A 24,189-nucleotide genomic window follows, 5' to 3' on the forward strand; every position below is an offset into this window, starting at 1 on the left:
ACACAGTGCTGTTGCGCAGCAAACAAAGCCCTGTAGGAGCGCACGAGCACCGCGAGGCCGCGATAGCGGTGTATCAGAAAGGTCGCCATCGCTGCCTCGCGGTGCTCGTGAGTTCCTACAGAAAAGCATTCCAAATCACATAGTTGAATCTTGTTTGATCGGAGGTCGCCCTGCGTCACTGCCACTACTTGCCTCCGGTCATTCGATCTGAAAAACACAGCAGCCCAACGCGGAATTTGACTTCCTAGAGCAACAACTCTAAAACCAGTGGATAACTCCAAACGGAATTGCCCTCATGCCTGCCGAACTCGCCTGGTTACCTGATCGTTCGCACCCCAAGAGCGAACTTGAGCGAGTGTTTGCTGAGCAGCGCAAGGCCTTTGCCGCCAATCCGATGCCCACCGCAGGTCAGCGCCTGCAATGGCTTGCCAGTCTGCATGAGCTGCTTTGCGCCGAGCAGCAGCCGTTGATCGAGGCAATCAGCAGCGACTTCAGCCATCGCAGCGCTGATGAAACGTTACTGGCCGAGTTGATGCCCAGCCTGTTTGGTATCAGGGACGCCCGTAAACACCTGAAAAAATGGATGCGGCCTTCGCGGCGTAAAGTGGGCATCGCTTTTCAGCCCGCATCGGCCAAGGTGGTGTATCAACCTCTGGGCGTCGTGGGCGTTATCGTGCCGTGGAACTACCCGCTATTTCTGGCCATCGGGCCAATGATTGGGGCGTTGGCAGCGGGTAACCGGGTAATGCTCAAACTCAGTGAATCAACACCGGCCACCGGTGAACTGCTCAAGCGTCTGTTCGCTCGGGTGTTCCCGGAGGACTTGGTAGCAGTGGTGCTGGGCGAGGCGGACGTCGGCATCGCATTCTCAGGATTACCGTTTGACCACTTGCTGTTTACCGGCGCGACCAGCGTCGGCAAGCACGTAATGCGTGCCGCAGCGGAAAACCTCACGCCGGTCACGCTGGAACTGGGCGGCAAGTCCCCGGCCATTGTTTCCCATGATGTGCCGCTCAAAGACGCAGCCGAACGTATCGCTTTCGGCAAGACGCTCAACGCCGGGCAGACCTGCGTCGCGCCTGACTACGTGCTGGTGCCGGAGGATCGTGTCGAAGGATTCATTGAAGCCTACAAAACCGCCGTCCTGAGGTTTTACCCTACGCTGACTGACAATCCGGACTACACGGCGATTATCAATCAACGTCAATTGGCTCGACTGAACCGCTATCTGGATGACGCCGCAGACAAAGGCGCGCAGATTATTTCCCTGTACAAAAGCGGCCAGGATCGACGCATGCCGTTCAGCCTGCTGCTAAACGTCAGTGACGACATGCTGGTCATGCAGGACGAGATTTTCGGTCCACTGCTGCCAATCGTGCCCTACTCACGCATCGACCAGGCATTCGCCTACGTCAACCAACGCCCTCGCCCACTGGCTTTGTACTACTTCGGCTACGACAAAGCCGAACAGCAACGCGTGCTGGAACAGACCCATTCCGGTGGCGTGTGCCTGAACGACACGCTGCTGCACGTCGCCCAGGATGACCTGCCGTTCGGCGGTGTCGGCCCTTCAGGCATGGGCCACTACCACGGCCATGAAGGATTTCTGACATTCAGCAAGGCCAAAGGCGTGCTGATCAAACAGCGTTTCAACATTGCGCGGCTGATCTATCCGCCTTATGGGAAGGCGATGCTAAGGCTGGTCTATAAATTGTTTATCCGGTGATGGCGGGGCTCTGTCTAGTGCATACGAATCGACACCCCACTGTAGGAGCTTACGAGCACCGCGAGGCAGCGATGGCGTTCTACCTGATACATCGCTTTCGCGGCCTCGCGGTGCTCGTGCGCTCCTACAGAACGCATCCCAATTCAATTGCATACATCTAGTTTGATGGGAGCTGCCCCGGTGTCCATCACACCGCGCTGACTCGCGGCAAACATGGCCCCTGTAGGAGTGAGCTTGCTCGCGATAACGTTCTGCCAATCAACTATGTTGTGACAGAAAGACCGCTATCGCGAGCAAGCTCACTCCTACATATCTACCGTTTCGCGATGTCCCGCAGGGATAAGGGATACACCGCTTTAATCCTCAATTTTGATAGCAATACGACCTTAGCCTTCAGCACTTCGACTTGGCCCACCGGGAATGCTGCGCTACCATCCGACTCCCCAAGGACTCCGACCAGGACGACGCGATGAACCGAGTGTTGTATCCAGGCACCTTCGACCCTATCACCAAGGGCCACGGCGATCTGGTCGAGCGCGCATCGCGCCTGTTCGATCATGTGATCATTGCAGTTGCCGCCAGCCCGAAGAAAAATCCGCTTTTCCCTCTGGAACAGCGTGTGGAGCTGGCCCGTGAAGTCACCAGGCATCTGCCGAATGTCGAAGTGGTAGGTTTTTCGACGCTGCTGGCGCACTTTGCCAAAGAACAGAATGCCAATGTATTTCTGCGAGGCCTGCGCGCCGTCTCTGACTTCGAATACGAGTTCCAGCTGGCCAATATGAATCGCCAATTGGCACCGGACGTCGAAAGTCTGTTCCTCACGCCATCCGAACGGTACTCGTTCATTTCCTCGACGCTGGTCCGTGAAATCGCGGCCCTGGGCGGAGATATCACCAAGTTTGTCCACCCGGCTGTCGCCGAGGCGCTGACTGAACGCTTCAAACGCTGAGTTTTACGGTAACGTCCGGGTGCAACGAAACGACTAATGCGGCACAATTCGCCGCATTAGATTTCATATGCCCCGGCATCGACCGTGGCAGGAGTGCTCCATGTCCCTGATCATCACTGACGATTGCATCAATTGCGACGTCTGCGAACCCGAGTGCCCGAACGAGGCAATATCTCAAGGCGAGGAGATCTACGTGATCAATCCGAGCCTGTGCACCGAGTGCGTTGGCCACTACGACGAGCCGCAATGTCAGCAAGTCTGCCCTGTGGATTGCATCCCGCTGGATGAAAATCGCGTGGAAAGCAAAGACGAGCTGATGACCAAGTACCTGATCATTACCGGCAAGGCTTGACCCCTCGGCGCTGCATCGCCGACATCCAGCTATCTTGCCGGCCGACCAAAGCGAACCCGGCATGATCCTCAAGCACGTTCTATCCAGCGTTTTTCTGCTTTGCGCCTTGTCAGCGCAGACCACCGTCGCTGCTGGCACAGCGTTTCCCCGCCCGGCACAGTCCGCCATCGCCAGCCCGCATCCAGAAGCTACGGCAGCGGGTCGGGAAATCATGGTAGCGGGCGGCAACGCTTTCGACGCCGCCGTCGCTATCAGCGCCGCACTGGCTGTAGTTGAACCCTACGGCTCGGGATTGGGGGGCGGCGGGTTCTTCCTGTTGCGCCAAAGCGGCGCGCAGACAGGCTATGTGTTTCTGGATGCACGAGAAAAAGCCCCGATCAACGCGACTTATGACCTTTATCGCCGAGACGGCAAGGTGCAACCCGGCCTTTCCTTGAACGGACCGCTGGCCGCCGCCATTCCGGGCCTGCCCGCAGCATTGGTCGAGCTGGCCGAGCGCTATGGCAAGCTACCGCTGAACATCTCCATGGCACCGGCCATTCGCCTGGCCTACCAAGGCTTCCCGGTCGACAGAATTTATCAGCAACGCGCTACGGCTCGCCTTTCGGCACTGCGCGACGATCCGGAAAGCGCTCGGCTGTTTCTGCGTAACGGCGAAGTCCCCGCGATGGGCACGATCATCCAGCAGCCGGAACTGGCCGTGACGCTGAACCGGCTGGCCAACAATGGTCGCGATGGTTTCTATGCAGGCCTGACGGCTCAGTCGATGGTCCAGGGCGTAAAGGCAGCAGGCGGCATCTGGAAGTCAGAGGATCTGGATCAGTATCAGGTTGCGACACGAGTGCCGCTGCGTTTTCGTCTGGACGACCAGCGAGAGCTGATCAGTGCCCCGCCTCCCTCCGCTGGCGGCGTAGCGTTGGCCCAAAGCCTGATGATGTTGCAGCAATTACCTTGGCAGCAGTCAGACAAAGTGCAGCGCGCCCACTATGTGCTGGAAGTGCTACGGCGCGCCTATCGTGACCGTGGTTTGCTGGGCGATCCGGACTTCGTCGCCAATCCCCTCGATCATCTGCTTGATCGCGAGTATCTGGTGCATCTGGCGGGCAGCATTGACCCTCAAAACGCGACGCCAAGCAGCAGCCTTGAGCCTTCACCGCGCTGGCGTGAAGGCGAACACACCACCCACTTTGCCGTGCTGGATACTGACGGCAATGCGGTCGCGGCGACGCTCTCGGTCAATTTACCGTTCGGCGCAGCGTTCACCGTACCGGGTACAGGCGTTGTGCTGAACGACGAAATGGATGATTTCGCTGCCGACCCGCAAGGCAGCAATGCTTATGGACTGGCAGGCAGCAAAGCCAACTCGATTGCGGCCGGGAAACGTCCGCTGTCTAGCATGAGCCCGAGTTTTCTGGAAAGCCCTGACGAATTCGCCGCATTTGGTACGCCGGGCGGCAGCCGCATCCCGAGCATGGTGCTGCTGTCGATGCTGGAGTATCTGAACGGCCAACCGATTGCCAGTTGGCCTGCCGTGCCGCGCTACCATCACCAGTATTTACCGGACGTGGTCGAGCACGAGCCGGGAGCGTTCAGTCAGGAAGACATGAAAGCGCTGCAATCGCGTGGTTATGACTTCAAGGAAGTTTCCCGCGGCTATGGCAATCAGCAAGTGTTGCTGTGGGACAAGACAGGGAAACGTGTCGAAGCGGCGAGCGATCCGAGGGGCCTTGGGGTGTCAGAGACCTTCGATCCGAAGGTCAGACAAATCGCGCCCTGAGCGGACAGGTCTACTCCTGCTTCGCGTAGCCATCGCCAGTACACCCAAGGCAGCGTACAAAAGCGGCTTTGCCAGGATCGACCACCAATGCTTTGCCGGTTGCACCGAGGTTGCCGCCAGCGGCAGCGAATGGGGAGGCAATGACAAACAGACCGGCGCCGACAATAGTAGCCGCGATTAGCAACGGTCTGGCAATCAGCAAGTCGCCGATCATGGCGTAGGCCGGTGGATTCTGGATGCTGTAAACCGGGTCTCCGCTGCCGTGATTCACGGTTTCACTAGCCATTGCGGGCATCACCTGCAAACCGAAATTCAAAGTCAGGCTGGCGGCGATCAGTCGAAACGGCTTCATGGCATGGTCCTTCATGTACAGCGGGATGGGTTGCCGTTAACTATAAACAGCGATGACGGTTAAGCAAGTGGGGCAAACACAACAACATGTTGAAGCGACTCACCCTTGTGGGAGCCGGGCTTGCCCGCGATAAGCACCACACATGAAATTGCGCTCTTCCGTAAGACCGGCTTTAGCCGGGAGGGCGTCGGGACACCCACCAAATCTTCTTCGCCAGAAATACCGCCCTCCCGGCTAAAGCCGGTCCTACGGGATTGCAAGCCAACATCGAATCGTCCGCCTTCCGAGCGTTTACCCGCATCACTTCTGACACTTCGGGCAATACACACTCGCCCGCTGCCCCAGCTTGATTTCACGCAACGTAGTGCCACAGATTTTGCAGGGCTGCTCGCCGCGGCCATAGGCAAACAACTCTTGCTGAAAGTAACCGGGCTGACCATCACCACCAATGAAGTCACGCAACGTCGTACCGCCACGCTCGATGGCGGCGGCCAGGATGCGTTTGATCTCAATCGCCAATCTCAAATAACGGGCACGAGAAATGGTTTTCGCCTCACGGCGCGGATCAATACCCGCTGCAAACAATGCCTCGGTGGCGTAAATATTCCCCACGCCCACCACGACCGCGTTGTCCATGATGAACGGTTTGACTGCAATGGACTTGCCCCGCGAACGCTCGAACAGGCGCTGGCCATCGAAAAGATCGGTCAGCGGCTCAGGCCCGAGGCGTACCAGCAGCTCATGATTAAGCGGGTCCAGACTCCAGAGCATCGCACCGAACCGACGTGGATCGGTATAGCGCAGCGCCATGCCGGACTCCAGCTCGATGTCCACATGCTCATGCTTGAGCGCAGGCATGCCGGCTTCCACCAGACGCAAGTTGCCCGACATACCCAGGTGGCTGATCAACGTCCCTACTTCAGCCTGGATCAGCAGATACTTGGCGCGTCGCTCGACCACTACGATCTTCTGCCCTGAAAGGCGGACATCCAGATCTTCAGGGATCGGCCAGCGCAGACGCCGGTCACGCACGATGACGCGGCTGACACGTTGACCTTCAAGATGAGGCGCAATGCCCCGGCGGGTAGTTTCAACTTCGGGTAATTCAGGCATGGGTAACTCGGTGATGCGCGAAGCGATGCGACCGCGCGCGGGATCAGTGCGCGGACAGCTCGCGAATGCTTTCTTTGAGGTTTTCGAAATCGTAATCGGACAGCCCAACGTAATCGAGGATCAGATGCCCGATGGCATTCCACTCATGATCTTCATCCTCATTGCCGAGCACCTTGTGCGACGCGCAGATATGTTCGGCCATTTTCAGCACCGCCAGCAGATTTTTCAGCGGGGCATTGCGGTTGGAGTCATCCTGAAAAATCGCCAGCGCATTATGGTGATTAGCGATGGCATTGGTGACATGTTCGGGCAAACGCCAGGACTTTGCAGTGAAATAGCCGACAACGGCGTGGTTGGTATCAAACGTTTCGTTCTCGGTGTCCACCACCCGGCGCTCCCCGCTCGCGCTGGTATAGGCCTGCTCCAACACGTCCATATAGTTGGGAAAGCGCTTGAGCATCAGTGGAATGCCGCAGTCATGGAACAGACCCAACGCGTAGGACTCGTCCACAGTCTGCGAGCCAATGCGCTTGGCCAGCGTCAGACTTGTCATCGCCACATCCTGCGTCGAATCCCAGAAACGGTTCAACGTCACGATGGTTTCGTCGCTCATTTCGCCCTTGATCGACTGCGCATTGATCAGGTTGATCACTGAGCGAATCCCCAACAGATTGACCGCCTTCTGGATCGAGGCAATCTTGTTGGCAAGTCCATAGTGAGCCGAGTTGACGATTTTCAGCAAAGCACCCGACAAACCAGGATCCTGAGAAATCAGCTTCGCGATCACATCAAGATCAGGGTCTGGCATGTACTGTTCCATCTGCAAATCAACCATGATTTGCGGTTGCGGAGGCACACTGATGCCCTGCAAGACTTGCTGAATCTGCTCGGACGTAAGCTCTTCGGACATAGGTAAACACTCAAGGACAGATCTGGATTCTACTCCTTCATGCCCGTGGCTTTATAGCCACCAATGCTGACGGTAATCGACTTCAAGGCGTCAATTATCCCGTCATTGAAGTAGCAGCCCTTGCAAGCAGCTAAAAGATATCGATATGTGCGGTAATTTCAAGCCGGGAAGATTCTGTAGAAATTCATTTCAAAAACAGGACTCGGGCAGTCGGGATGCTCGTGCTCGTACTCACACAACCGCCAGCCGGTTAATTCACATCATCGCGCCCCAGAGCGGAATGACGCGGTATAATCCCGCTCTTTTTTCCGGAGCGACGTCATGTCCCTGCCTAGCTTGCGCCTCAAAGCCAACGCCGACCGTCGCCTGCGCGCCGGTCACTTGTGGGTCTACAGCAACGAAATCGACGTAGCCGCGACCCCGCTGCACGGCTTTGCCGCAGGTGATCAAGCCGTGCTGGAAGCCGCAGGCGGCAAACCGCTGGGCATCGTCGCCATGAGCCCGAACAACCTGATCTGCGCCCGCCTGCTGTCGCGGGACGTCAAGTTGCCGCTGGACAAGTCGTTGCTGGTGCATCGCCTCAACGTAGCCTTGTCTCTGCGTGATCGCCTGTTCGACAAGCCGTTCTATCGCCTGGTGTACGGCGATTCGGACCTGTTGCCGGGTCTGGTTGTTGATCGCTTCGGCGACATTCTGGTGGTCCAGCTGGCTTCCGCCACCATGGAAAAACACAAAGAAGACGTGCTTGCCGCTCTGGTTCAAGTGCTCAAGCCAAGCGGCATTCTGTTCAAGAACGACTCGGCTGCCCGTGATGCAGAAGGCCTGAACCGTTACGTGGAAACGGCTTTCGGTCTGGTCCCGGAATGGGTCGCACTGGAAGAGAACGGCGTGAAGTTCGAAGCGCCGGTCATGGAAGGTCAGAAAACCGGCTGGTTCTACGACCACCGCATGAACCGCGCCCGCATTGCTCCGTACGTCAAAGGCAAACGCGTTCTGGACCTCTACAGCTACATCGGCGGCTGGGGCATTCAGGCGGCAGCGTTCGGCGCAACTGACGTGACCTGCGTTGATGCATCTGCATTTGCACTGGATGGCGTGGAGCGTAACGCTGCACTGAACGGCTTCGCGGAGAAACTCACCTGCATCGAAGGTGACGTGTTCGCAGCCCTTAAAGAGCTGAAAGCCAGCGAAGAGCGCTTCGACGTGATCGTCGCCGACCCACCGGCCTTCATCAAGCGCAAGAAAGACCTGAAAAATGGTGAAGCCGGATACCGTCGCCTGAACGAACAAGCCATGCGTTTGCTCAGCAAGGACGGCATCCTGATCAGCGCGTCGTGCTCGATGCACTTGCCGGAAGATGACCTGCAAAACATCCTGCTGACCAGCGCCCGCCACCTGGATCGCAACATCCAGCTGCTTGAGCGCGGCGGCCAGGGCCCGGATCACCCGGTACACCCGGCGATCGCCGAAACGCGTTACATCAAGAGCATCACCTGCCGGTTGTTGCCGAATAGCTAAGCTGCAACGACTCTCTTTGAATCAAGGGGAGTCGTTTTTCTCCAGCTGGAGTTTCAGGTCACGAGTAGCTGACTTGAAACCGAAGCTGACTATCATGAGCCCAAAAATAGCGACCGCGAAGCCTAAAAGAATTACGGCCTCCTGGTCGATTATCTCCGCGATAACCATCCCAAAAAACACCATGTTGCAGATGCCCATGATTATCATCGTCGGGATATAGCTCATTCCAGGATTGCCCTTATCTCTCAGAGCATCAAGCTGCTCTTGAGGCGAGATCAACATGCATTGACAATGTGGACAGGCCAAAGGCTGCCTTATAAACAATGTTTTTTGCTGTTCCTTGCTCGGTAAGAACGTTTTGCCGCACTCACCGCAATCCGCCTTCATGCCTACGACACAAACAAAATTGTCGCCCACCTCATCCTCCCGACCAAACCGGGCCTCCTTCGTGGAAAGCGCTCCGGTGCGTCGGCATCCTATAGAGATGATTGGATGTAAAAAATCCGTCAGCAGCACTTTCAGAAGCTTCCTACAAACAAAACTGTAATCTGGATATCACGACCATCTGCCAAACGATTTTGCGGTCGTCCAGGCCCAGACATTCCCTACCGCAAGTCAGAAAACCGTCACCGCCCCACCCCGGTAATGAACCTGAACCGATTATGACGGTCAGTGTGTGGGGATAAAAAAGGATGGCGTTGCTGGCGTTGAGCCCCAAAAGGCTCATGTATTCCCCTTGTCGCCTATGCCGATCATCCATCGCAGTTGCAGCGCTTTTGCCCTGCAGATCACTGCCCCATCTTTACCGGCCCGAACATCGGCGCCTTTATCTTTCCTTTTATCGAAGATAACCATGTCTATGTCTCGTCATCTTTCAGCGCTCATTTCTCGTCTTCCTCGTGTTTTCAACTACCGCACTCTGGGCGCGGGCTTGCTGATTGCGGCTTGCAGTACAGCCCATGCGGCAGAAACCAAACCCAACGACCGCTGGGTCAGTGACAGCCTCAACACCTACGTGCGCAGCGGACCCACCGACGGCTATCGTATTGTGGGCACCCTCAAGTCCGGGCAGAAGGTTGAGTTGATCAGCACCCAGGGCGATTACAGCCAGGTGCGCGAGGGTGGCAACTCGGTGTGGATTCCGACCGCCGACCTGCAAAGCCAGCCCGGCCAGGCTGAGCGTCTGCCGGAATTGACTCAGCAGGTGGCGGACCTGAGCGGCCAGCTCAAGACCATTGATGATGGCTGGAAGGTGCGCGTGCAAGGAATGCAGGAAACCCTGGATACCCGCAAGAAGCTGATTGACGAGCTGGAGGCCCGCAGCAAAGACCTCAACGAACAACTCACCGCAGCTCAGTCTGAACTGCGCACAACCCAGGCCAAACTCGGCGACGAAAACAACCTCGTCCTGATGCGCTACATGGTCTATGGCGGCAGCATCGCCGGCGCAGGCCTGCTGGTCGGCCTGATCATCCCGGCCATGACCCGTGGGCGTAAGAAGAATGATGGTTGGGTTTAACCTGCGTAGCGGCAACTGACGTTATCGCGGGCAATCGCGCTCCTACAGGATCACAACCAAACGCATTATCAATCCTGAATTTTGCGTTGCTGCACATGACGCTATCGCGAGCAAGCTCACTCCTACAGTTGGAATGCGTTCCCCTGTAGGAGTGAGCTTGCTCGCGATGACGGACTCAAAGCCAAACAGCATCCCAGAGCGGATAATCCCCAACGCGCCTTACCAGCCTTGCTCTTAGCGGGTTCGCGATGATATAGCGAGCGGCCGTCAGTAAATCCTCGTCATAGCGCAGAGCACGGTCGTGAAATCCTCGTTGCCAAAGCTGTTCGCTACATCCCCTCATACGATTGACCGCAATCGCACTACGGGATTTTGTGCTCTGCATCAACGCTTTCAATGTTCCAGACCTTAGTTCGACAAGCCAATGGAAGTGATCTGGCATGATGACCCAGGCCAGGGAGTTAGCCAGCCCCTGTTCTTGCGCCCATCGAAATTCTTTTACGACTAATCGGCCCAGCCTCCAGTCCACGAAAACAGGCCGTCGGCTCTGAACCACCGATGTAAGTATATAGGGGCGGCCCGTTTCGGAATATCGCCCCGCCCGTGCTTGTTCACTACGATGCAAATCTGGCAATCCATTGCACTCCGCTGAAAGCTTAAAACGCTAGCCCTTCGGCGCTGATATTGCCGCAAGGTAAGTGATGCCGAATGTATAGGCCCAGGCATTCATCCATAAATCCCCCGCTTAACATCCCTTCTCCCCCTCACAGGTGTAGAATCGCGCTATTCATCGCCATTCATCCCCGGCGGGTTTATGAGCTCAGGCCGAGCGCACGGCGATCCCGTGGCGTCGGTTTCCCTCGCAGCAAGCGGTCACTGCCGTTTGTTCTGTGAAGACACTAGAAGCTCACTTCCTGTTTATTCAACTGATTAGCCGCCCGGAGTGCTCCATGCCTGATTACCGCTCGAAAACGTCCACCCACGGCCGCAATATGGCCGGCGCTCGTGCCTTGTGGCGCGCCACCGGGATGAAAGACGCGGACTTCAAGAAACCGATTATTGCCGTTGCCAACTCGTTCACGCAGTTCGTACCGGGCCACGTCCACCTCAAAGACATGGGCCAACTGGTTGCCCGTGAAATCGAGCGGGCCGGTGGTGTCGCCAAAGAATTCAACACCATTGCTGTGGATGATGGCATCGCCATGGGCCACGACGGCATGCTGTATTCGCTGCCGAGCCGCGAGATCATCGCCGACTCCGTGGAATACATGGTCAACGCTCACTGCGCTGACGCCATCGTCTGCATCTCCAACTGCGACAAGATCACACCCGGCATGTTGATGGCTGCTTTGCGCCTGAACATCCCGGTGATTTTCGTTTCCGGCGGCCCGATGGAAGCTGGCAAGACCAAGCTCGCCTCCCACGGCCTGGATCTGGTCGATGCCATGGTCATCGCAGCCGACTCGACAGCCAGCGACGAAAAAGTCGCCGAATACGAGCGCAGCGCCTGCCCGACCTGCGGCTCGTGCTCCGGCATGTTCACCGCCAACTCGATGAACTGCCTGACCGAAGCACTGGGTCTGGCATTGCCGGGCAACGGTTCGACACTGGCCACTCACAGCGACCGCGAGCAGCTGTTCCTGCAGGCTGGCCGGACCATCGTCGACCTGTGCCGTCAGTACTACATCGAAAACAACGACGCCGTGCTGCCGCGCAACATCGCCAACTTCAAGGCGTTCGAGAACGCGATGATGCTCGACATCGCCATGGGTGGCTCGACCAACACCATACTGCACTTGCTGGCAGCCGCTCAGGAAGCCGAGATCGCTTTCGACCTGCGTGACATCGATCGCCTGTCCCGCACCGTTCCGCAGCTGTGCAAAGTGGCGCCGAACATCCAGAAGTACCACATGGAAGATGTGCACCGCGCAGGCGGTATCTTCAGCATCCTCGGCTCCCTGGCCCGCGGCGGTCTGTTGCACACCGACCTGCCGACCGTCCACAGCCCGTCCATGGCCGAAGCCATCGCCAAATGGGACATCACCCAGACTGACGACGAAGCCGTGCACACGTTCTTCCGTGCAGGCCCGGCCGGTATTCCGACGCAGACGGCGTTCAGCCAGTCGACTCGCTGGGAAACCGTGGATGACGACCGCGAAAACGGCTGCATCCGCAGCTTCGAGCACGCCTATTCGCAAGAAGGCGGCCTAGCCGTGCTGTACGGCAACATCGCGCTGGACGGCTGCGTCGTGAAAACCGCTGGCGTTGACGAGTCGATTCACTTGTTTGAAGGCAACGCGAAGATCTTCGAAAGCCAGGACAGCGCAGTGCGTGGCATCCTCGCTGACGAGGTCAAAGCGGGCGACATCGTGATCATCCGCTACGAAGGCCCGAAAGGCGGCCCGGGTATGCAGGAAATGCTGTACCCGACGTCTTACCTGAAATCCAAAGGTCTGGGCAAGGCGTGCGCATTGCTCACCGACGGCCGTTTCTCGGGGGGGACTTCCGGCCTGTCCATCGGTCACGCGTCGCCTGAGGCAGCTGCGGGTGGTGCAATCGGTCTGGTGCGTGACGGCGATAAAGTGCTGATCGACATTCCGAACCGCTCGATCAACCTGTTGATCGATGACGCAGAAATGGCCTCGCGCCGTGCCGAACAAGACAAGAAAGGCTGGAAGCCGGTCGAATCCCGCCCACGTAAGGTGACGACTGCCCTGAAAGCCTACGCCCTGCTCGCCACCAGTGCCGACAAAGGCGCTGTGCGCGACAAGGCGTTGCTGGACAAGCTGGTGCCTTAAGCTTTCTCAGTGAACACAAAAAACCCGGCAGCGATGCCGGGTTTTTTATTGGACTGCCAGGATCAACGCAAAACCTGTGGGAGCGAGGCTTGCCCGCGATAAGGACGCCGCAGGTATCAGGCACATCGCGTCCAGCCTTATCGCGGGCAAGCCTCGCTCCCACAGATCCAGCGTAAACCTGAAAGTAGTTCCTACTGAATCTCATCCGGCTTGACGATCACCCAGTTCTTGTCCGCCGTCACCGGCAAACCTTCTTTGGCCTGGGCCTCGGCATTGCTTTTGATCATGCCGTTGAGTTGGGTCATGTATTTGTCTTTGCGGTTAACCCACAGGTGCACACCGCCCTTGCTGACATCTACACCGTGGAACAGCATGTAGCCATCGCTGGTGGGGGTATCGCCACCGACCAGAACCGGCTTCTTCCATTGGTCGATGTAGGTCAGGATGGCCGCCTGCTTGCCCGCCATCCAGGTCGCAGGTGTCCAGAGATAAGGCGTCAGCTCAAGACCAAGGTTGGCCTTCTCATCGTACTTGCCCGCCGTGATCTGCTTGCGCGCGGTAGTCAATTCTCCGGTTTTCTTGTCCTTGAGCAGCAGGGTCACGCCAATCACGTTTTGCGGTTTGACGTTGTAGCCGTACTTGGGATCAGAGGCGACCATCCGCACCAGCTCTTCGGATGCGGCGGTCATCACGTAGACCTCAATGCCATTTTCCATCAGCTTGTTGAACAGCTCTTTCTGGCCGGTGAAGATGCGGGGCGGCTCGACATCGAGCTTCTTGACCACATCACCCTCGTAGTAAGTCGCCGGGATCGGCTTACCCAAGGCCATCAGCTCATCGACATAGCCCTTGAGCTCTTTGAGGGTAAAGCCCGAGAACACCTGAGCGACCCATGGGTAGCAAACCATGTCGTCGACTTCACACAGGCGGTAGTAGTAGCTGAACAGGCTTTCCTTGTGATCAGCCATGTCCTTGAAAGGCATCAGCTTGAGGGATGGATCGAGCTTCTCCCGGGTGATCAGCCCTTTGCTTTCCATGTACGGCAGCAGCGACTCTTCGAGGTCGAAGCGATAGCTGGTGTTGTCCATGTCGAAAACCGCGTAATTGCCCTTATTGGCATTGGCGGCAATCATCGCGTCGAGTGCTTTTGCGGCGGGCTCAGGCCAGTGTTTCAACTCGGTGGCAGCAAACGCCTGCCCGGCCAGACCAAGGCAGAGTGCGGCGGCAAGCAATCGTGGAGCGAACTTCATCGTGGTATCCCCCTGAAAGTTAAGAGGATCGACCGTAACAAATTATGATGACTGATTGGGGATACCAGCGACTGTGTACGTCCCGAAGGCGTCACCTTGAACGCGATTCGCGACGGAGCTTTCCGATTGCGACACTTTTATGACAGGACCAATCGATCCTCGGTAGGAGCGAACTTGTTCGCGAGGCGATATTCCAGACGGCGACAGGAACAAATGCCTCGCCAACAAGTTGCCTCCTACCGGCGCTCCCACACCTCGAAGCTATACGCAGGCTTGTCATCCACCGCCGGATTCAACACCTCGGACACCAACGCCCATTCGGCGAGATCAATCTCTGGAAACCACGCATCGCCTTCGGGGCTTAACGCCACACGGGTCAGATACAAACGATCTGCCTGAGCCAACCCTTGGGCATACAGTTGCGCGCCGCCGATCAGCATCACCTCCGCAACGCCCTGCTCCAGCGCCCATTCTTCAGCGCGGGCAACGGCGGAGTCCAGCGATGTGAAGACCTCGGCCCCCTCCAGTTGCAGGTCCGCCTGACGCGTGACCACCAGATTCAAGCGACCGGGCAGCGGCCGACCCAGCGAATCCCAGGTCTTGCGGCCCATGATGATGGGCTTGCCCAAGGTCGTCGCCTTGAAATATTTAAAATCCCCCGGCAAGTGCCAAGGCATGGAATTGTCGACGCCAATCACTCGGTTCTCACCAAGAGCGGCAATCAGGCTAAGCGGAAGTTGATTTTTCATGGCGGCGAGAATAACAGACGCTGACACTGAATTCGTAGCGGCCGAACTGCTCGAATGCAGGGCGCAGAGGTTATGCTCCTTTACTGATTCATTCGACGAGACGCTGTGTGACTGCTCTGACTCCCCTCGATACCCTCTGGCTGACTGAAGCCGTGCGCCTGCGCGAAGAACAGGCCGGCCCGCTGGAAGACCTTGAAGCCAACCGTCGCGCCCGGGCCAACGGTGGCGACCTGACGAACCGCGTGCAAAACCGGGCCCTGTGGCTGGCCGAGCGAGACGGCATGCGCGCCGCGCTACCGCACTGGAAACAAGGCGCCCGTTTGGCGCTGATCGCATTGGCTATTTTCTCGGTGCTAAGCGGTGCCGGGCTGGCATTCGCGGCATTGGGCGACGGCCAGACGCCGGTCAACGTGTTCTGGGCGCTGGGCAGCCTGCTCGGGCTGAACCTGATTATGCTGTTCAGTTGGGCGATGAGCTTTAGCGTCACCGGACAAAATACTGCAAGCCTTGGACGTCTCTGGCTATGGCTCAGCGAAAAGCTCGCCCGTGATGCCCAGGCCGCACAGCTTGCCCCTGCGCTGATTGTGCTGCTGCAGCGCAAACGCCTGAATAGATGGGTGCTGGGGGCGCTGATCCATGGCTTGTGGCTGCTGGCACTGGTCAGCGCGCTGGTGCTGCTGCTGATGTTAATGGCGACGCGACGTTACGGCTTTGTGTGGGAAACGACTATTTTGGGCAGCGACACCTTCGTCAGTCTGACCCAGACACTCGGCATTCTCCCCGCTATGCTGGGCTTCACTGTGCCGGACGAGTCCATGATCCGCGCCAGCGGTGACAGCGCTCTAATTGTTGAATCAGGTCGCCAGGCCTGGGCGGCGTGGCTGGTGGGTGTGCTCTTGGTCTATGGCATCGTGCCGCGCCTGATCCTTGCGTTGGTCTGCCTGTGGCGCTGGCGCATCGGTCGGGCTGCGCTGAGTCTGGACCTGACCTTGCCCGGTTACAGCCAACTTCGCGAACGGCTTATGCCTAGCAGCGAACGACTTGGAGTCAGCGACGCAGCGCCAGAGCAACTGCATCAAGTACTGCCCAATGGCGCGGCACAACACAGCGATGGCGCATTGCTGGTCGCTATCGAGCTGGACGATGAACAGCCCTGGCCACCGCTATTGCCGGAAGGCGTGGTCGATGCAGGCATTCTCGACAGCCGGGAATCCCGGCAAAAACTGCTCGATCAACTGACCCGCTTTCCACCCGCACGACTGGTTATTGCCTGCGATCCGCGTCGCTCACCTGATCGCGGCAGCCTTGCACTGGTTGCCGAACTGGCTCGCTGCGCAGGCGCAACACGGGTCTGGTTGCTACCGGCTCCTGATGGGCAACATCTGAACGCGGAGCGAGTCAGCGACTGGCATGCAGCGCTGCAGCAAATGGATCTCGCGTGGAGCGACAGTGCACCCCTGAACTGGCTGGAGACAGGCCATGACTGACGAGGACAAGATCCGCCCGCTGAAACTGGCGGTGGTCGGCCACACCAATGTCGGCAAGACCTCGCTGCTAAGAACGCTGACTCGCGATGTAGGCTTTGGGGAAGTCTCTCACCGGCCAAGCACCACCCGCCATGTGGAAGGTGCGCGGCTGTCCGTGGATGGCCAGGCGCTGCTTGAACTGTACGACACGCCGGGCCTGGAAGACGCCATCGCGCTGCTGGATTTTCTCGAACGCCAGGATCGACCGGGCGAGCGGCTGGACGGTCCCGCCCGGCTCGCGCGTTTTCTGGAAGGCAGCGAGGCGAGACAGCGCTTCGAGCAAGAAGCCAAAGTCCTGCGCCAGTTACTGGCGTCGGACGCGGGGCTGTACATCATCGACGCCCGTGAGCCGGTGCTGGCCAAGTACCGTGACGAGCTGTCGATCCTGGCCAGTTGTGGCAAACCGTTGCTGCCCGTCCTCAACTTCGTCAGCAGCATAGAACATCGGGAACCCGCGTGGCGCGAGGCCCTCGCACGCTTGGGCCTGCATGCACTGGTCCGTTTCGACAGCATCGCGCCGCCAGAAGATGGGGAGCGGCGGCTTTATGAAAGCCTTGCCCTGCTGCTGGAAAACTCCAGAGATCAACTGGAACGGCTGATTCTGGATCTTGAGGTCCAGCGCGAAATCCGACGACAAAGTGCTAGCCGGTTGATCGCGCAGTTACTCATCGACTGTGCCGCCTGCCGCCGCAGTGTTTCAACTGAATCGGGCCAAGAGCAACAAGCTATCGATGAGCTGCGCAAAGCGGTGCGCCAGCGCGAACAGCGCTGCGTGGAAGAGCTGCTCAAGCTTTATGCGTTTCGCGTTCAGGACGCGGCAGCCAGCGATTTGCCGCTGCTGGACGGGCGTTGGGGCGACGATTTGTTCAACCCGGAAACCCTTAAGCAACTGGGCGTACGAGTCGGCGGCGGAATTGCGGCAGGCGCAGCAGCGGGTGCCGGTGTCGATTTGCTGGTGGGCGGCCTCACCATGGGCGCAGCGGCCTTGGCCGGGGCGATTGCCGGTGGTGCATTACAGACTGCACGCAGTTACGGCGGACGATTGCTCGGCAAGATCAAAGGCCAGCGCGAACTGACGGTGGACGACGCGGTGCTGCGGCTGCTCGCGTTACGGCAGCGCCATTTGCTGATCGCCTTGGGCGCCAGAGGCCATGCCGCCATGGAAAGCATCCAGTTGACCACACCACAGGATAAAACCTGGCGTGAAGGCAAACTGCCCGACGCGCTGCAAAAAGCCCGCGCTCATCCGCAATGGTCGTCGCTGAATCCTGGGGCGAAGCTGAATCAGGCTGAGCGGCAGGAGCAGATTGAAGAATTGGCGAAAGTGTTGGTAAAAACCTGACTTTATGAATGCTTGGGGATCACACCGCGAACCCTGCATCCCACAGGAAGCACTAAGGACGTGGGACCGGCTTTAGCCGGGAAGAGGCCGGCTCATTCACTACATCTTTATCGTCAGGAATGCCGCCTTCCCGGCTAAAGCCGGTCCCACGTCAACTTGCAGACATAGAATCTCCCACAGAGGTGCAGCGCCGTTTGCAAATGTCCGGCAGTCGCATTCGTGATTTTTGATTACTCGATTTCCCCGGACACCGGTATCATCGCGCGCCCGATACACCCGGAACCGTATTGCTCATGAAACCGACCTTGATCGCCGCCGCAGAAATCGACCGTATCGATACCTGGGCCAAATACTCCAGCCATATGTGCGGAGGCTGTATTTCCAGCTGCTGCACGCTGCCTGTTGAAGTCAAGATCAAGGACTTGATCCGCATCGGCATCGTCGATGAATTCGAACGGGGCGAACCGGCGAAGAACATCGCCAAGCGTTTGCAGAAGGAAGGGATTGTCGAGCGTTACAACCAGAAATCCGAAATCTTCACCTTGCAGCGCATGAGCAACAACGACTGCCTGTATCTGGATCGCAAGAGCCGCTTGTGCACCATCTACGACAAACGCCCGGACACTTGCCGCAATCACCCCAAGGTTGGCCCGCGTCCCGGCTACTGCGCTTACAAGCCCAAAGATGTGGTTCGCCAAGCGAGCGGCACGCTGAAGAACAACACCAGCACGCCGTTTCCGAAGTTCTGAGCAGCTTCTGACACCGCGCGGCGCTTTTGACATGGGCACCTGTGGGCGACTCTATGTTTGTCCGCAAGCTGATTGACGACGTGGGACCGGCTTTAGCCGGGAATACAGTATTTCTGCAGATGAAGATTCAGCATCTGTCCCGGCCTTTTCCCGGCTGAAGCCGGTCCCACGTCATCAAAGTCTACGATCAGCAAACGCCACACAAACAAAAACGCCCCCGACCTTGCGGTCGCGGGCGTTTTTTCAAGCCTGATTAAAAACTAATCAGTTCTTGGCTTTCTTGGCAGCGCGGGTACGCTCGCTTTCGTCCAGGATCTTCTTGCGAAGACGGATGGACTTAGGAGTCACTTCGCACAGCTCGTCGTCCTGGATGAATTCCAGAGCCTGTTCAAGGGTGAACTTGACAGGTGGAACCAGAGCAATGGTCTCGTCTTTACCCGAAGCACGCATGTTGTCGAGCTTCTTGCCTTTGGTTGGGTTGATACCCAGGTCGTTGTCGCGGCTGTTCAAGCCAACGATCTGACCGCAGTAGATCTCTTGACCGTGTTCAACGAACAGCTTGCCACGAGCCTGCAGGGTTTCCAGCGAGTAAGTCAGAGCCTTGCCGGTTTCAACCGAAACCAGAACGCCGTTCTGACGGCCCGACACGTCGCCCGACTTCATGGTGTCGTAGCGGTCGAAGATCGAGGTCAGGATGCCTGCACCGGAGGTGAGGGTCAGGAACTCGTTACGGAAGCCGATCAGACCACGAGCAGGGATGTTGTACTCAAGGCGCACACGGCCCTTGCCATCCGGAACCATGTTGGTCAGATCGCCTTTGCGCAGACCCATTTGCTCCATGATGGAACCCTGGGATTCTTCTGGCAGGTCGATGGTGACGTTTTCAAACGGTTCCTGCTTCACGCCGTCAACAACACGGATGATCACTTCTGGACGACCGACACCCATTTCGAAGCCTTCGCGACGCATGGTTTCGATCAGTACCGACAAGTGCAGCTCACCACGGCCCGAGACCTTGAACTTGTCAGCGGTGTCGCCTTCTTCAACGCGCAGAGCAACGTTGTACAGCAGCTCTTTGTCCAGACGTTCCTTGATGTTACGGGACGTCACGAACTTGCCTTCTTTACCGCAGAACGGCGAGTCGTTGACCTGGAAAGTCATCGAAACGGTAGGTTCGTCAACGGTCAACGGCACCATTGCTTCCACGTTCAGTGGATCGCACAGAGTGTCGGAGATGAACAGCGAATCCATACCGCTGATGCAGACGATGTCGCCAGCTGCTGCTTCTTCAACGTCGATGCGGTGCAGACCGTGGTGACCCATCAGCTTCAGGATACGACCGTTACGGCGTTTGCCGTCGGCGCTGATCGCTACAACCGGGGTGTTCGGCTTGACGCGACCACGAGCGATACGGCCAACACCGATAACACCCAGGAAGCTGTTGTAGTCCAGAGCGGAGATCTGCATCTGGAAAGGACCGTCACGGTCAACAGACGGCGCTGGTACGTTGTCGACGATCGACTGGTACAGCGGGGTCATGTCTTCAGCCATTTCAGCGTGGTCCAGACCGGCAATACCGTTCAGGGCAGAGGCGTAGACGACTTTGAAGTCCAGCTGTTCTTCGGTAGCACCCAGGTTGTCGAACAGGTCGAAGATCTGATCCAGAACCCAGTCCGGACGCGCGCCTGGACGGTCAACCTTGTTGATGACCACGATTGGACGCAGGCCGGCTTCGAAAGCCTTCTTGGTCACGAAACGGGTTTGCGGCATAGGGCCGTCTTGAGCGTCAACCAGCAGCAGCACGGAGTCAACCATCGACATTACGCGCTCAACTTCACCACCGAAGTCGGCGTGGCCCGGGGTGTCCACGATGTTGATGTGGTAGCCGTTCCAGTTGATGGCGGTGTTTTTCGCCAGAATGGTAATACCGCGCTCTTTCTCCTGGTCGTTGGAGTCCATCACGCGCTCGTCGTTGAGCTCGTTACGCTCCAGAGTGCCGGATTGGCGCAAGAGTTTGTCTACCAGGGTGGTTTTACCGTGGTCAACGTGAGCAATGATGGCGATGTTGCGTAGATTTTCGATCACTTGTGTATCTCGATCAGAGGATTCGGTTAGCTGAATACTGCTAAACAGCTATTTATAACGTCAGAGTCGGCCAAAGCCGTTACGGCTAGACGACTGGCGTCGGGGGGCCGGTGACGCAAGCCACAGGCAAACAGCCCCGGGCACTTAGCTCGGTCTATAAACGCGCACATTGGCATACCCCTCACTGAGCAAATGGTGAGCATGCAGGCGACTCATGACGCCTTTGTCGCAATACAACAGGTACTGGCGCGTGTTATCCAGTTCCTTGAAGCGGCTGTTCAATGCATAGAACGGCAGCGCCTGTACTTCAATACCAGGCAATACCAGCGGCTGATCTTCCTGAGCATCCGGGTGACGGATGTCAACGATGACCTGCCCTGCCAGTGCCTGACTGACTTCTTCTATCTCGACACTCTGGCTCAGATCGTCAATCACACGATCAATCGAAACCAGTTTGGCGTTCTCCAGCGCTCGCTCGAGAACCGCCATGTCGAACTGTTGCTCTTCGTACTCAACGCGGTTGCGTTTGGCGTTGGTCTTGGGGTTGATCGAAATCACCCCGCAATACTCAGGCATGTGCCTGGCGAAATCGGCAGTACCGATTTCAACCGCCTGATCGACGATGTCCTGCTTGTGGCTGGTGATCAACGGGCGCAAGACCAGCTTGTCAGTCGCGGCGTCAATCAACGACAGGTTCGGCAACGTCTGGCTGGCAACCTGTGAAATCGCTTCGCCGGTAACCAGCACATCGATATCAAGACGGTCAGCGATAGAGGATGCAGCGCGTAACATCATACGCTTCAAAACTACACCCATATGACTGTTATCGACTTTCTGCAGTATTTCTCCGAGAACTTCCTCGAACGGCACGCTGATAAACAGCACGCGCTGGGAGCTGCCGTACTTCTTCCAGATGAAATGCGCGACTTCCATCACGCCCAGTTCATGGGCACGACCGCCCAGATTGAAGAAGCAGAAATGCGCCATCAGCCCGCGACGCATGACCTGATAGGCCGCCACGGTCGAATCAAAACCGCCGGACATCAATACCAGGGTCTGTTCGAGGGCGCCTAACGGGTATCCGCCGACACTGTTGTGCTGGCTGTGGATGACAAACAACCGTTTGTCGCGAATTTCCATTCGCACCACGATTTCCGGCTTTTTCAGCTCGATACCGGCTGCACCGCACTGCTTGCGCAACTGGCTACCAACGTACTTTTCGACATCCATGGAGCTGAATGCGTGCTTGCCGGCGCGCTTGCAGCGCACTGAAAACATCTTGTCCGGCAGCAAATCGGCGTAGTGCAGTTTGCACTTGGCAACGATGTCGTCCATGTCGCCCAGCTGGTATTCGGCCACCTGAAGGAAATTGGCGATGCCCGGCATGCAGCTCAGGCGGTCGGTCATATCCTGCAGGACCTTGGGGTCGGTCAGTTTCGTCTGAACCTCGAGGTTGTCCCACGAGCCATCCACCACCAGCACCGGGTCCAGATCACGGAGCACGGTGCGGATGTTCTTGGCCAGCTGGCGGATGAATTGCTTACGCACCGGCGGGCTTTTGATGATGATTTCGGGGAAGACTTTTACGATTAGTTTCATGAAAACAGCGCGCGAGGTGCCAGCCGAAAAAGAGGGGGCGGGATTATAGCGGAAATTGCTCAAGGTTTAACCAGTTATCGTGCAACCAATCATCGACGCACCAAAAAAGACCTGACGCCCATTATCAAGCCTCATTGTGGTGCACCGAATTCTAAAATCGTCGATTTTTATCCCCGAATTGCTAGCGTTTCGGGCATAAAACCCATCTCGGGGCACTGGCATGCAATTTGCTCCCTTGTGAGGCAGGTTGCCTTGGCAGAGTATTTGCGCCGGCATCACCCAAATTCTAAGGGCCCAAACCATTAAATAGGCCCGAAGCCACCCGGAGGACACCATGTCGAAGTCGGTTCAACTCATCAAAGATCATGACGTTAAGTGGATTGATCTGCGCTTCACGGACACTAAAGGTACACAGCACCACGTGACCATGCCGGCTCGTGATGCGCTGGAAGACGACTTCTTCGAAGTCGGCAAGATGTTCGACGGCTCCTCCATCTCTGGCTGGAAAGGCATCGAAGCCTCCGACATGATCCTGCTGCCGGACGACGAAACTGCCGTTCTCGATCCGTTCACCGAAGACCCAACGCTGATCCTGGTTTGCGACATCATCGAACCTTCGACCATGCAAGGTTACGACCGCGACCCACGCGCTATCGCTCACCGCGCCGAGGAATACCTGAAGTCGACCGGTATCGGTGACACTGTATTCGCCGGTCCAGAGCCAGAATTCTTCATCTTCGACGAAGTGAAATTCAAATCCGACATCTCCGGTTCCATGTTCAAGATCTACTCCGAACAAGGTTCGTGGATGTCCGACGCCGACATCGAAGGCGGTAACAAGGGCCACCGTCCAGGCATCAAAGGCGGTTACTTCCCGGTTCCACCATTCGACCATGACCACGAAATCCGCACCGCAATGTGCAACGCTCTGGAAGAAATGGGCCAGACCGTAGAAGTTCACCACCACGAAGTGGCGACTGCTGGTCAGAACGAAATCGGCGTGAAATTCAACACGCTGGTTAAAAAGGCTGACGAAGTTCAGACCCTGAAATACGTTGTTCACAACGTTGCTGACGCTTACGGCCGCACCGCGACCTTCATGCCTAAGCCTCTGTACGGCGATAACGGTTCGGGTATGCACGTTCACATGTCCATCTCCAAAGATGGCAAGAACACTTTCGCAGGCGAAGGCTATGCCGGCCTGTCCGACACCGCTCTGTACTTCATCGGCGGCATCATCAAGCACGGTAAAGCACTGAACGGCTTCACCAACCCGGCTACCAACTCCTACAAGCGTCTGGTTCCAGGCTTCGAAGCTCCAGTAATGCTGGCTTACTCGGCTCGTAACCGTTCCGCTTCGATCCGTATTCCTTACGTCAGCAGCCCTAAAGGCCGCCGTATCGAAGCTCGCTTCCCGGATCCATCCGCCAACCCTTACCTGGCTTTCGCAGCACTGCTGATGGCCGGTCTGGACGGTATCCAGAACAAGATCCACCCTGGCGACGCCGCTGACAAAAACCTGTATGACCTGCCGCCTGAAGAGGCCAAAGAGATCCCACAAGTTTGCGGCAGCCTGAAAGAAGCCCTGGAAGAGCTGGACAAAGGTCGTGCGTTCCTGACCAAAGGCGGCGTTTTCAGCGACGACTTCATCGACGCTTACATCGCTCTGAAAAGCGAAGAAGAAATCAAAGTACGCACCTTCGTACACCCACTGGAATACGAGCTGTACTACAGCTGCTGATCCAGTCGCGTCAGCAACTTTGACGCACAAAAGAGGCCTCCTTCGGGAGGCCTTTTTTATGGGCGGGGTTTAATATCCAGTAAATATTTGTTGCCTGAAGCGCTTTGCGCGAGTCCATGCTGTCGTATCGCGAA

22 protein-coding genes are annotated in these 24,189 nt (G+C 57.4%); 11 read left to right on the forward strand and 11 right to left on the reverse strand.

The window, feature by feature from the left end; translation table 11 throughout:
• Positions 1-185, reverse strand: a 185-nt coding sequence (locus tag H8S59_RS26810) for a hypothetical protein (RefSeq protein WP_214658369.1), incomplete at its 3' end; no start/stop codon positions are given.
• Between the two features lie 110 nt (positions 186-295).
• Between H8S59_RS26810 and H8S59_RS17660 the strand changes: the two genes are divergently transcribed.
• The 4 genes from H8S59_RS17660 (at position 296) to ggt (ending at position 4,804) form a co-directional block, all read left to right on the forward strand.
• Positions 296-1,726: a coniferyl aldehyde dehydrogenase gene (locus H8S59_RS17660; protein WP_187522273.1), complete on the forward strand. Its 1,431-nt coding sequence runs from the start codon at positions 296-298 to the stop codon at positions 1,724-1,726.
• A 469-nt stretch (positions 1,727-2,195) separates the two neighbouring features.
• Complete coding sequence (gene coaD, locus H8S59_RS17665; protein WP_095101008.1) at positions 2,196-2,675, forward strand: pantetheine-phosphate adenylyltransferase; 480 nt, start codon at positions 2,196-2,198, stop codon at positions 2,673-2,675.
• Between the two features lie 100 nt (positions 2,676-2,775).
• On the forward strand, positions 2,776-3,027 hold the full coding sequence (locus tag H8S59_RS17670) for a YfhL family 4Fe-4S dicluster ferredoxin (RefSeq protein WP_095101006.1): 252 nt from the start codon (positions 2,776-2,778) through the stop codon (positions 3,025-3,027).
• A gap of 61 nt (positions 3,028-3,088) precedes the next feature.
• Positions 3,089-4,804 (forward strand): gamma-glutamyltransferase, encoded by a 1,716-nt coding sequence (gene ggt / locus H8S59_RS17675; RefSeq protein WP_187522274.1) that lies wholly within the window; start codon positions 3,089-3,091, stop codon positions 4,802-4,804.
• A 10-nt stretch (positions 4,805-4,814) separates the two neighbouring features.
• Here ggt and H8S59_RS17680 read toward each other — a convergent pair whose 3' ends face one another.
• From H8S59_RS17680 to H8S59_RS17690, 3 genes are all read right to left on the reverse strand, one after another.
• A complete protein-coding gene (locus H8S59_RS17680) occupies positions 4,815-5,156 on the reverse strand; it encodes a multidrug transporter (protein ID WP_187522275.1) in 342 nt (113 codons plus the stop codon).
• A 300-nt stretch (positions 5,157-5,456) separates the two neighbouring features.
• Entirely contained in the window at positions 5,457-6,269 is an 813-nt protein-coding gene (mutM, locus tag H8S59_RS17685) for a bifunctional DNA-formamidopyrimidine glycosylase/DNA-(apurinic or apyrimidinic site) lyase (RefSeq protein ID WP_027899682.1), read from the reverse strand.
• A gap of 43 nt (positions 6,270-6,312) precedes the next feature.
• Entirely contained in the window at positions 6,313-7,125 is an 813-nt protein-coding gene (locus H8S59_RS17690) for an HDOD domain-containing protein (RefSeq protein ID WP_176469983.1), read from the reverse strand.
• A 375-nt stretch (positions 7,126-7,500) separates the two neighbouring features.
• On the opposite strand from H8S59_RS17690, the gene H8S59_RS17695 reads away from it, so the two are divergent.
• Complete coding sequence (locus H8S59_RS17695; RefSeq protein WP_099269158.1) at positions 7,501-8,697, forward strand: class I SAM-dependent rRNA methyltransferase; 1,197 nt, start codon at positions 7,501-7,503, stop codon at positions 8,695-8,697.
• A 21-nt stretch (positions 8,698-8,718) separates the two neighbouring features.
• Here the strand turns inward: H8S59_RS17695 and H8S59_RS17700 are convergent, their stop codons facing one another.
• Entirely contained in the window at positions 8,719-9,213 is a 495-nt protein-coding gene (locus H8S59_RS17700; RefSeq protein WP_187522276.1) for a hypothetical protein, read from the reverse strand.
• Positions 9,214-9,420: 207 nt separating this feature from the next.
• Positions 9,421-9,552: a hypothetical protein gene (locus tag H8S59_RS27085; protein WP_256582728.1), complete on the reverse strand. Its 132-nt coding sequence runs from the start codon at positions 9,550-9,552 to the stop codon at positions 9,421-9,423.
• A gap of 4 nt (positions 9,553-9,556) precedes the next feature.
• Here H8S59_RS27085 and H8S59_RS17705 point away from each other — a divergent pair, with 4 nt between their 5' ends.
• Complete coding sequence (locus H8S59_RS17705) at positions 9,557-10,216, forward strand: TIGR04211 family SH3 domain-containing protein (RefSeq protein WP_187522284.1); 660 nt, start codon at positions 9,557-9,559, stop codon at positions 10,214-10,216.
• Positions 10,217-10,391: 175 nt separating this feature from the next.
• Here H8S59_RS17705 and H8S59_RS17710 read toward each other — a convergent pair whose 3' ends face one another.
• The gene (locus tag H8S59_RS17710; protein ID WP_187522277.1) at positions 10,392-10,850 is read right to left on the reverse strand and encodes an REP-associated tyrosine transposase; all 459 of its coding nucleotides are present in this window, start codon (positions 10,848-10,850) and stop codon (positions 10,392-10,394) included.
• 316 nt (positions 10,851-11,166) lie between these two features.
• Here H8S59_RS17710 and ilvD point away from each other — a divergent pair, with 316 nt between their 5' ends.
• Entirely contained in the window at positions 11,167-13,014 is a 1,848-nt protein-coding gene (ilvD, locus tag H8S59_RS17715) for a dihydroxy-acid dehydratase (protein ID WP_187522278.1), read from the forward strand.
• A gap of 191 nt (positions 13,015-13,205) precedes the next feature.
• Here the strand turns inward: ilvD and H8S59_RS17720 are convergent, their stop codons facing one another.
• Complete coding sequence (locus H8S59_RS17720) at positions 13,206-14,264, reverse strand: HAD family hydrolase (protein WP_187522279.1); 1,059 nt, start codon at positions 14,262-14,264, stop codon at positions 13,206-13,208.
• 236 nt (positions 14,265-14,500) lie between these two features.
• The gene (locus tag H8S59_RS17725; protein ID WP_187522280.1) at positions 14,501-15,013 is read right to left on the reverse strand and encodes a dihydrofolate reductase; all 513 of its coding nucleotides are present in this window, start codon (positions 15,011-15,013) and stop codon (positions 14,501-14,503) included.
• 107 nt (positions 15,014-15,120) lie between these two features.
• Between H8S59_RS17725 and H8S59_RS17730 the strand changes: the two genes are divergently transcribed.
• The 3 genes from H8S59_RS17730 (at position 15,121) to H8S59_RS17740 (ending at position 18,630) form a co-directional block, all read left to right on the forward strand.
• Positions 15,121-16,500, forward strand: a complete 1,380-nt coding sequence (locus tag H8S59_RS17730; RefSeq protein ID WP_187522281.1) for a DUF2868 domain-containing protein — start codon at positions 15,121-15,123, stop codon at positions 16,498-16,500.
• Positions 16,493-17,881 carry a GTPase/DUF3482 domain-containing protein gene (locus H8S59_RS17735; protein WP_187522282.1) on the forward strand — a complete coding sequence of 463 codons (1,389 nt, stop codon included), beginning with the start codon at positions 16,493-16,495 and terminating at the stop codon, positions 17,879-17,881. Before H8S59_RS17730 ends, H8S59_RS17735 begins: the two co-directional genes overlap by 8 nt.
• A gap of 293 nt (positions 17,882-18,174) precedes the next feature.
• The gene (locus H8S59_RS17740) at positions 18,175-18,630 is read left to right on the forward strand and encodes a YkgJ family cysteine cluster protein (protein ID WP_087268430.1); all 456 of its coding nucleotides are present in this window, start codon (positions 18,175-18,177) and stop codon (positions 18,628-18,630) included.
• A 264-nt stretch (positions 18,631-18,894) separates the two neighbouring features.
• Here H8S59_RS17740 and typA read toward each other — a convergent pair whose 3' ends face one another.
• Positions 18,895-20,715, reverse strand: a complete 1,821-nt coding sequence (typA, locus tag H8S59_RS17745) for a translational GTPase TypA (protein WP_095100978.1) — start codon at positions 20,713-20,715, stop codon at positions 18,895-18,897.
• Between the two features lie 144 nt (positions 20,716-20,859).
• On the reverse strand, positions 20,860-22,314 hold the full coding sequence (thiI, locus tag H8S59_RS17750; protein WP_187522283.1) for a tRNA uracil 4-sulfurtransferase ThiI: 1,455 nt from the start codon (positions 22,312-22,314) through the stop codon (positions 20,860-20,862).
• 334 nt (positions 22,315-22,648) lie between these two features.
• On the opposite strand from thiI, the gene glnA reads away from it, so the two are divergent.
• On the forward strand, positions 22,649-24,055 hold the full coding sequence (gene glnA / locus H8S59_RS17755) for a glutamate--ammonia ligase (protein ID WP_095100975.1): 1,407 nt from the start codon (positions 22,649-22,651) through the stop codon (positions 24,053-24,055).
• The last annotated feature ends 134 nt before the right edge of the window (positions 24,056-24,189 follow it).

This window comes from Pseudomonas folii (assembly GCF_014357575.1).
Classification (GTDB): Bacteria; Pseudomonadota; Gammaproteobacteria; order Pseudomonadales; family Pseudomonadaceae; genus Aquipseudomonas; species Aquipseudomonas folii.

Excerpts from the sequence above, each read along its gene's own strand:
- H8S59_RS17660 (WP_187522273.1), top strand. The coding sequence starts at position 296 with ATGCCTGCCGAACTCGCCTGGTTACCTGATCGTTCGCACCCCAAGAGC.
- coaD (WP_095101008.1), top strand. The coding sequence starts at position 2,196 with ATGAACCGAGTGTTGTATCCAGGCACCTTCGACCCTATCACCAAGGGC.
- H8S59_RS17670 (WP_095101006.1), top strand. The coding sequence starts at position 2,776 with ATGTCCCTGATCATCACTGACGATTGCATCAATTGCGACGTCTGCGAA.
- ggt (WP_187522274.1), top strand. The coding sequence starts at position 3,089 with ATGATCCTCAAGCACGTTCTATCCAGCGTTTTTCTGCTTTGCGCCTTG.
- H8S59_RS17680 (WP_187522275.1), bottom strand. The coding sequence starts at position 5,156 with ATGAAGCCGTTTCGACTGATCGCCGCCAGCCTGACTTTGAATTTCGGT.
- mutM (WP_027899682.1), bottom strand. The coding sequence starts at position 6,269 with ATGCCTGAATTACCCGAAGTTGAAACTACCCGCCGGGGCATTGCGCCT.
- H8S59_RS17695 (WP_099269158.1), top strand. The coding sequence starts at position 7,501 with ATGTCCCTGCCTAGCTTGCGCCTCAAAGCCAACGCCGACCGTCGCCTG.
- H8S59_RS27085 (WP_256582728.1), bottom strand. The coding sequence starts at position 9,552 with ATGGTTATCTTCGATAAAAGGAAAGATAAAGGCGCCGATGTTCGGGCC.
- H8S59_RS17705 (WP_187522284.1), top strand. The coding sequence starts at position 9,557 with ATGTCTCGTCATCTTTCAGCGCTCATTTCTCGTCTTCCTCGTGTTTTC.
- ilvD (WP_187522278.1), top strand. The coding sequence starts at position 11,167 with ATGCCTGATTACCGCTCGAAAACGTCCACCCACGGCCGCAATATGGCC.
- H8S59_RS17720 (WP_187522279.1), bottom strand. The coding sequence starts at position 14,264 with ATGAAGTTCGCTCCACGATTGCTTGCCGCCGCACTCTGCCTTGGTCTG.
- H8S59_RS17725 (WP_187522280.1), bottom strand. The coding sequence starts at position 15,013 with ATGAAAAATCAACTTCCGCTTAGCCTGATTGCCGCTCTTGGTGAGAAC.
- H8S59_RS17735 (WP_187522282.1), top strand. The coding sequence starts at position 16,493 with ATGACTGACGAGGACAAGATCCGCCCGCTGAAACTGGCGGTGGTCGGC.
- H8S59_RS17740 (WP_087268430.1), top strand. The coding sequence starts at position 18,175 with ATGAAACCGACCTTGATCGCCGCCGCAGAAATCGACCGTATCGATACC.
- thiI (WP_187522283.1), bottom strand. The coding sequence starts at position 22,314 with ATGAAACTAATCGTAAAAGTCTTCCCCGAAATCATCATCAAAAGCCCG.
- glnA (WP_095100975.1), top strand. The coding sequence starts at position 22,649 with ATGTCGAAGTCGGTTCAACTCATCAAAGATCATGACGTTAAGTGGATT.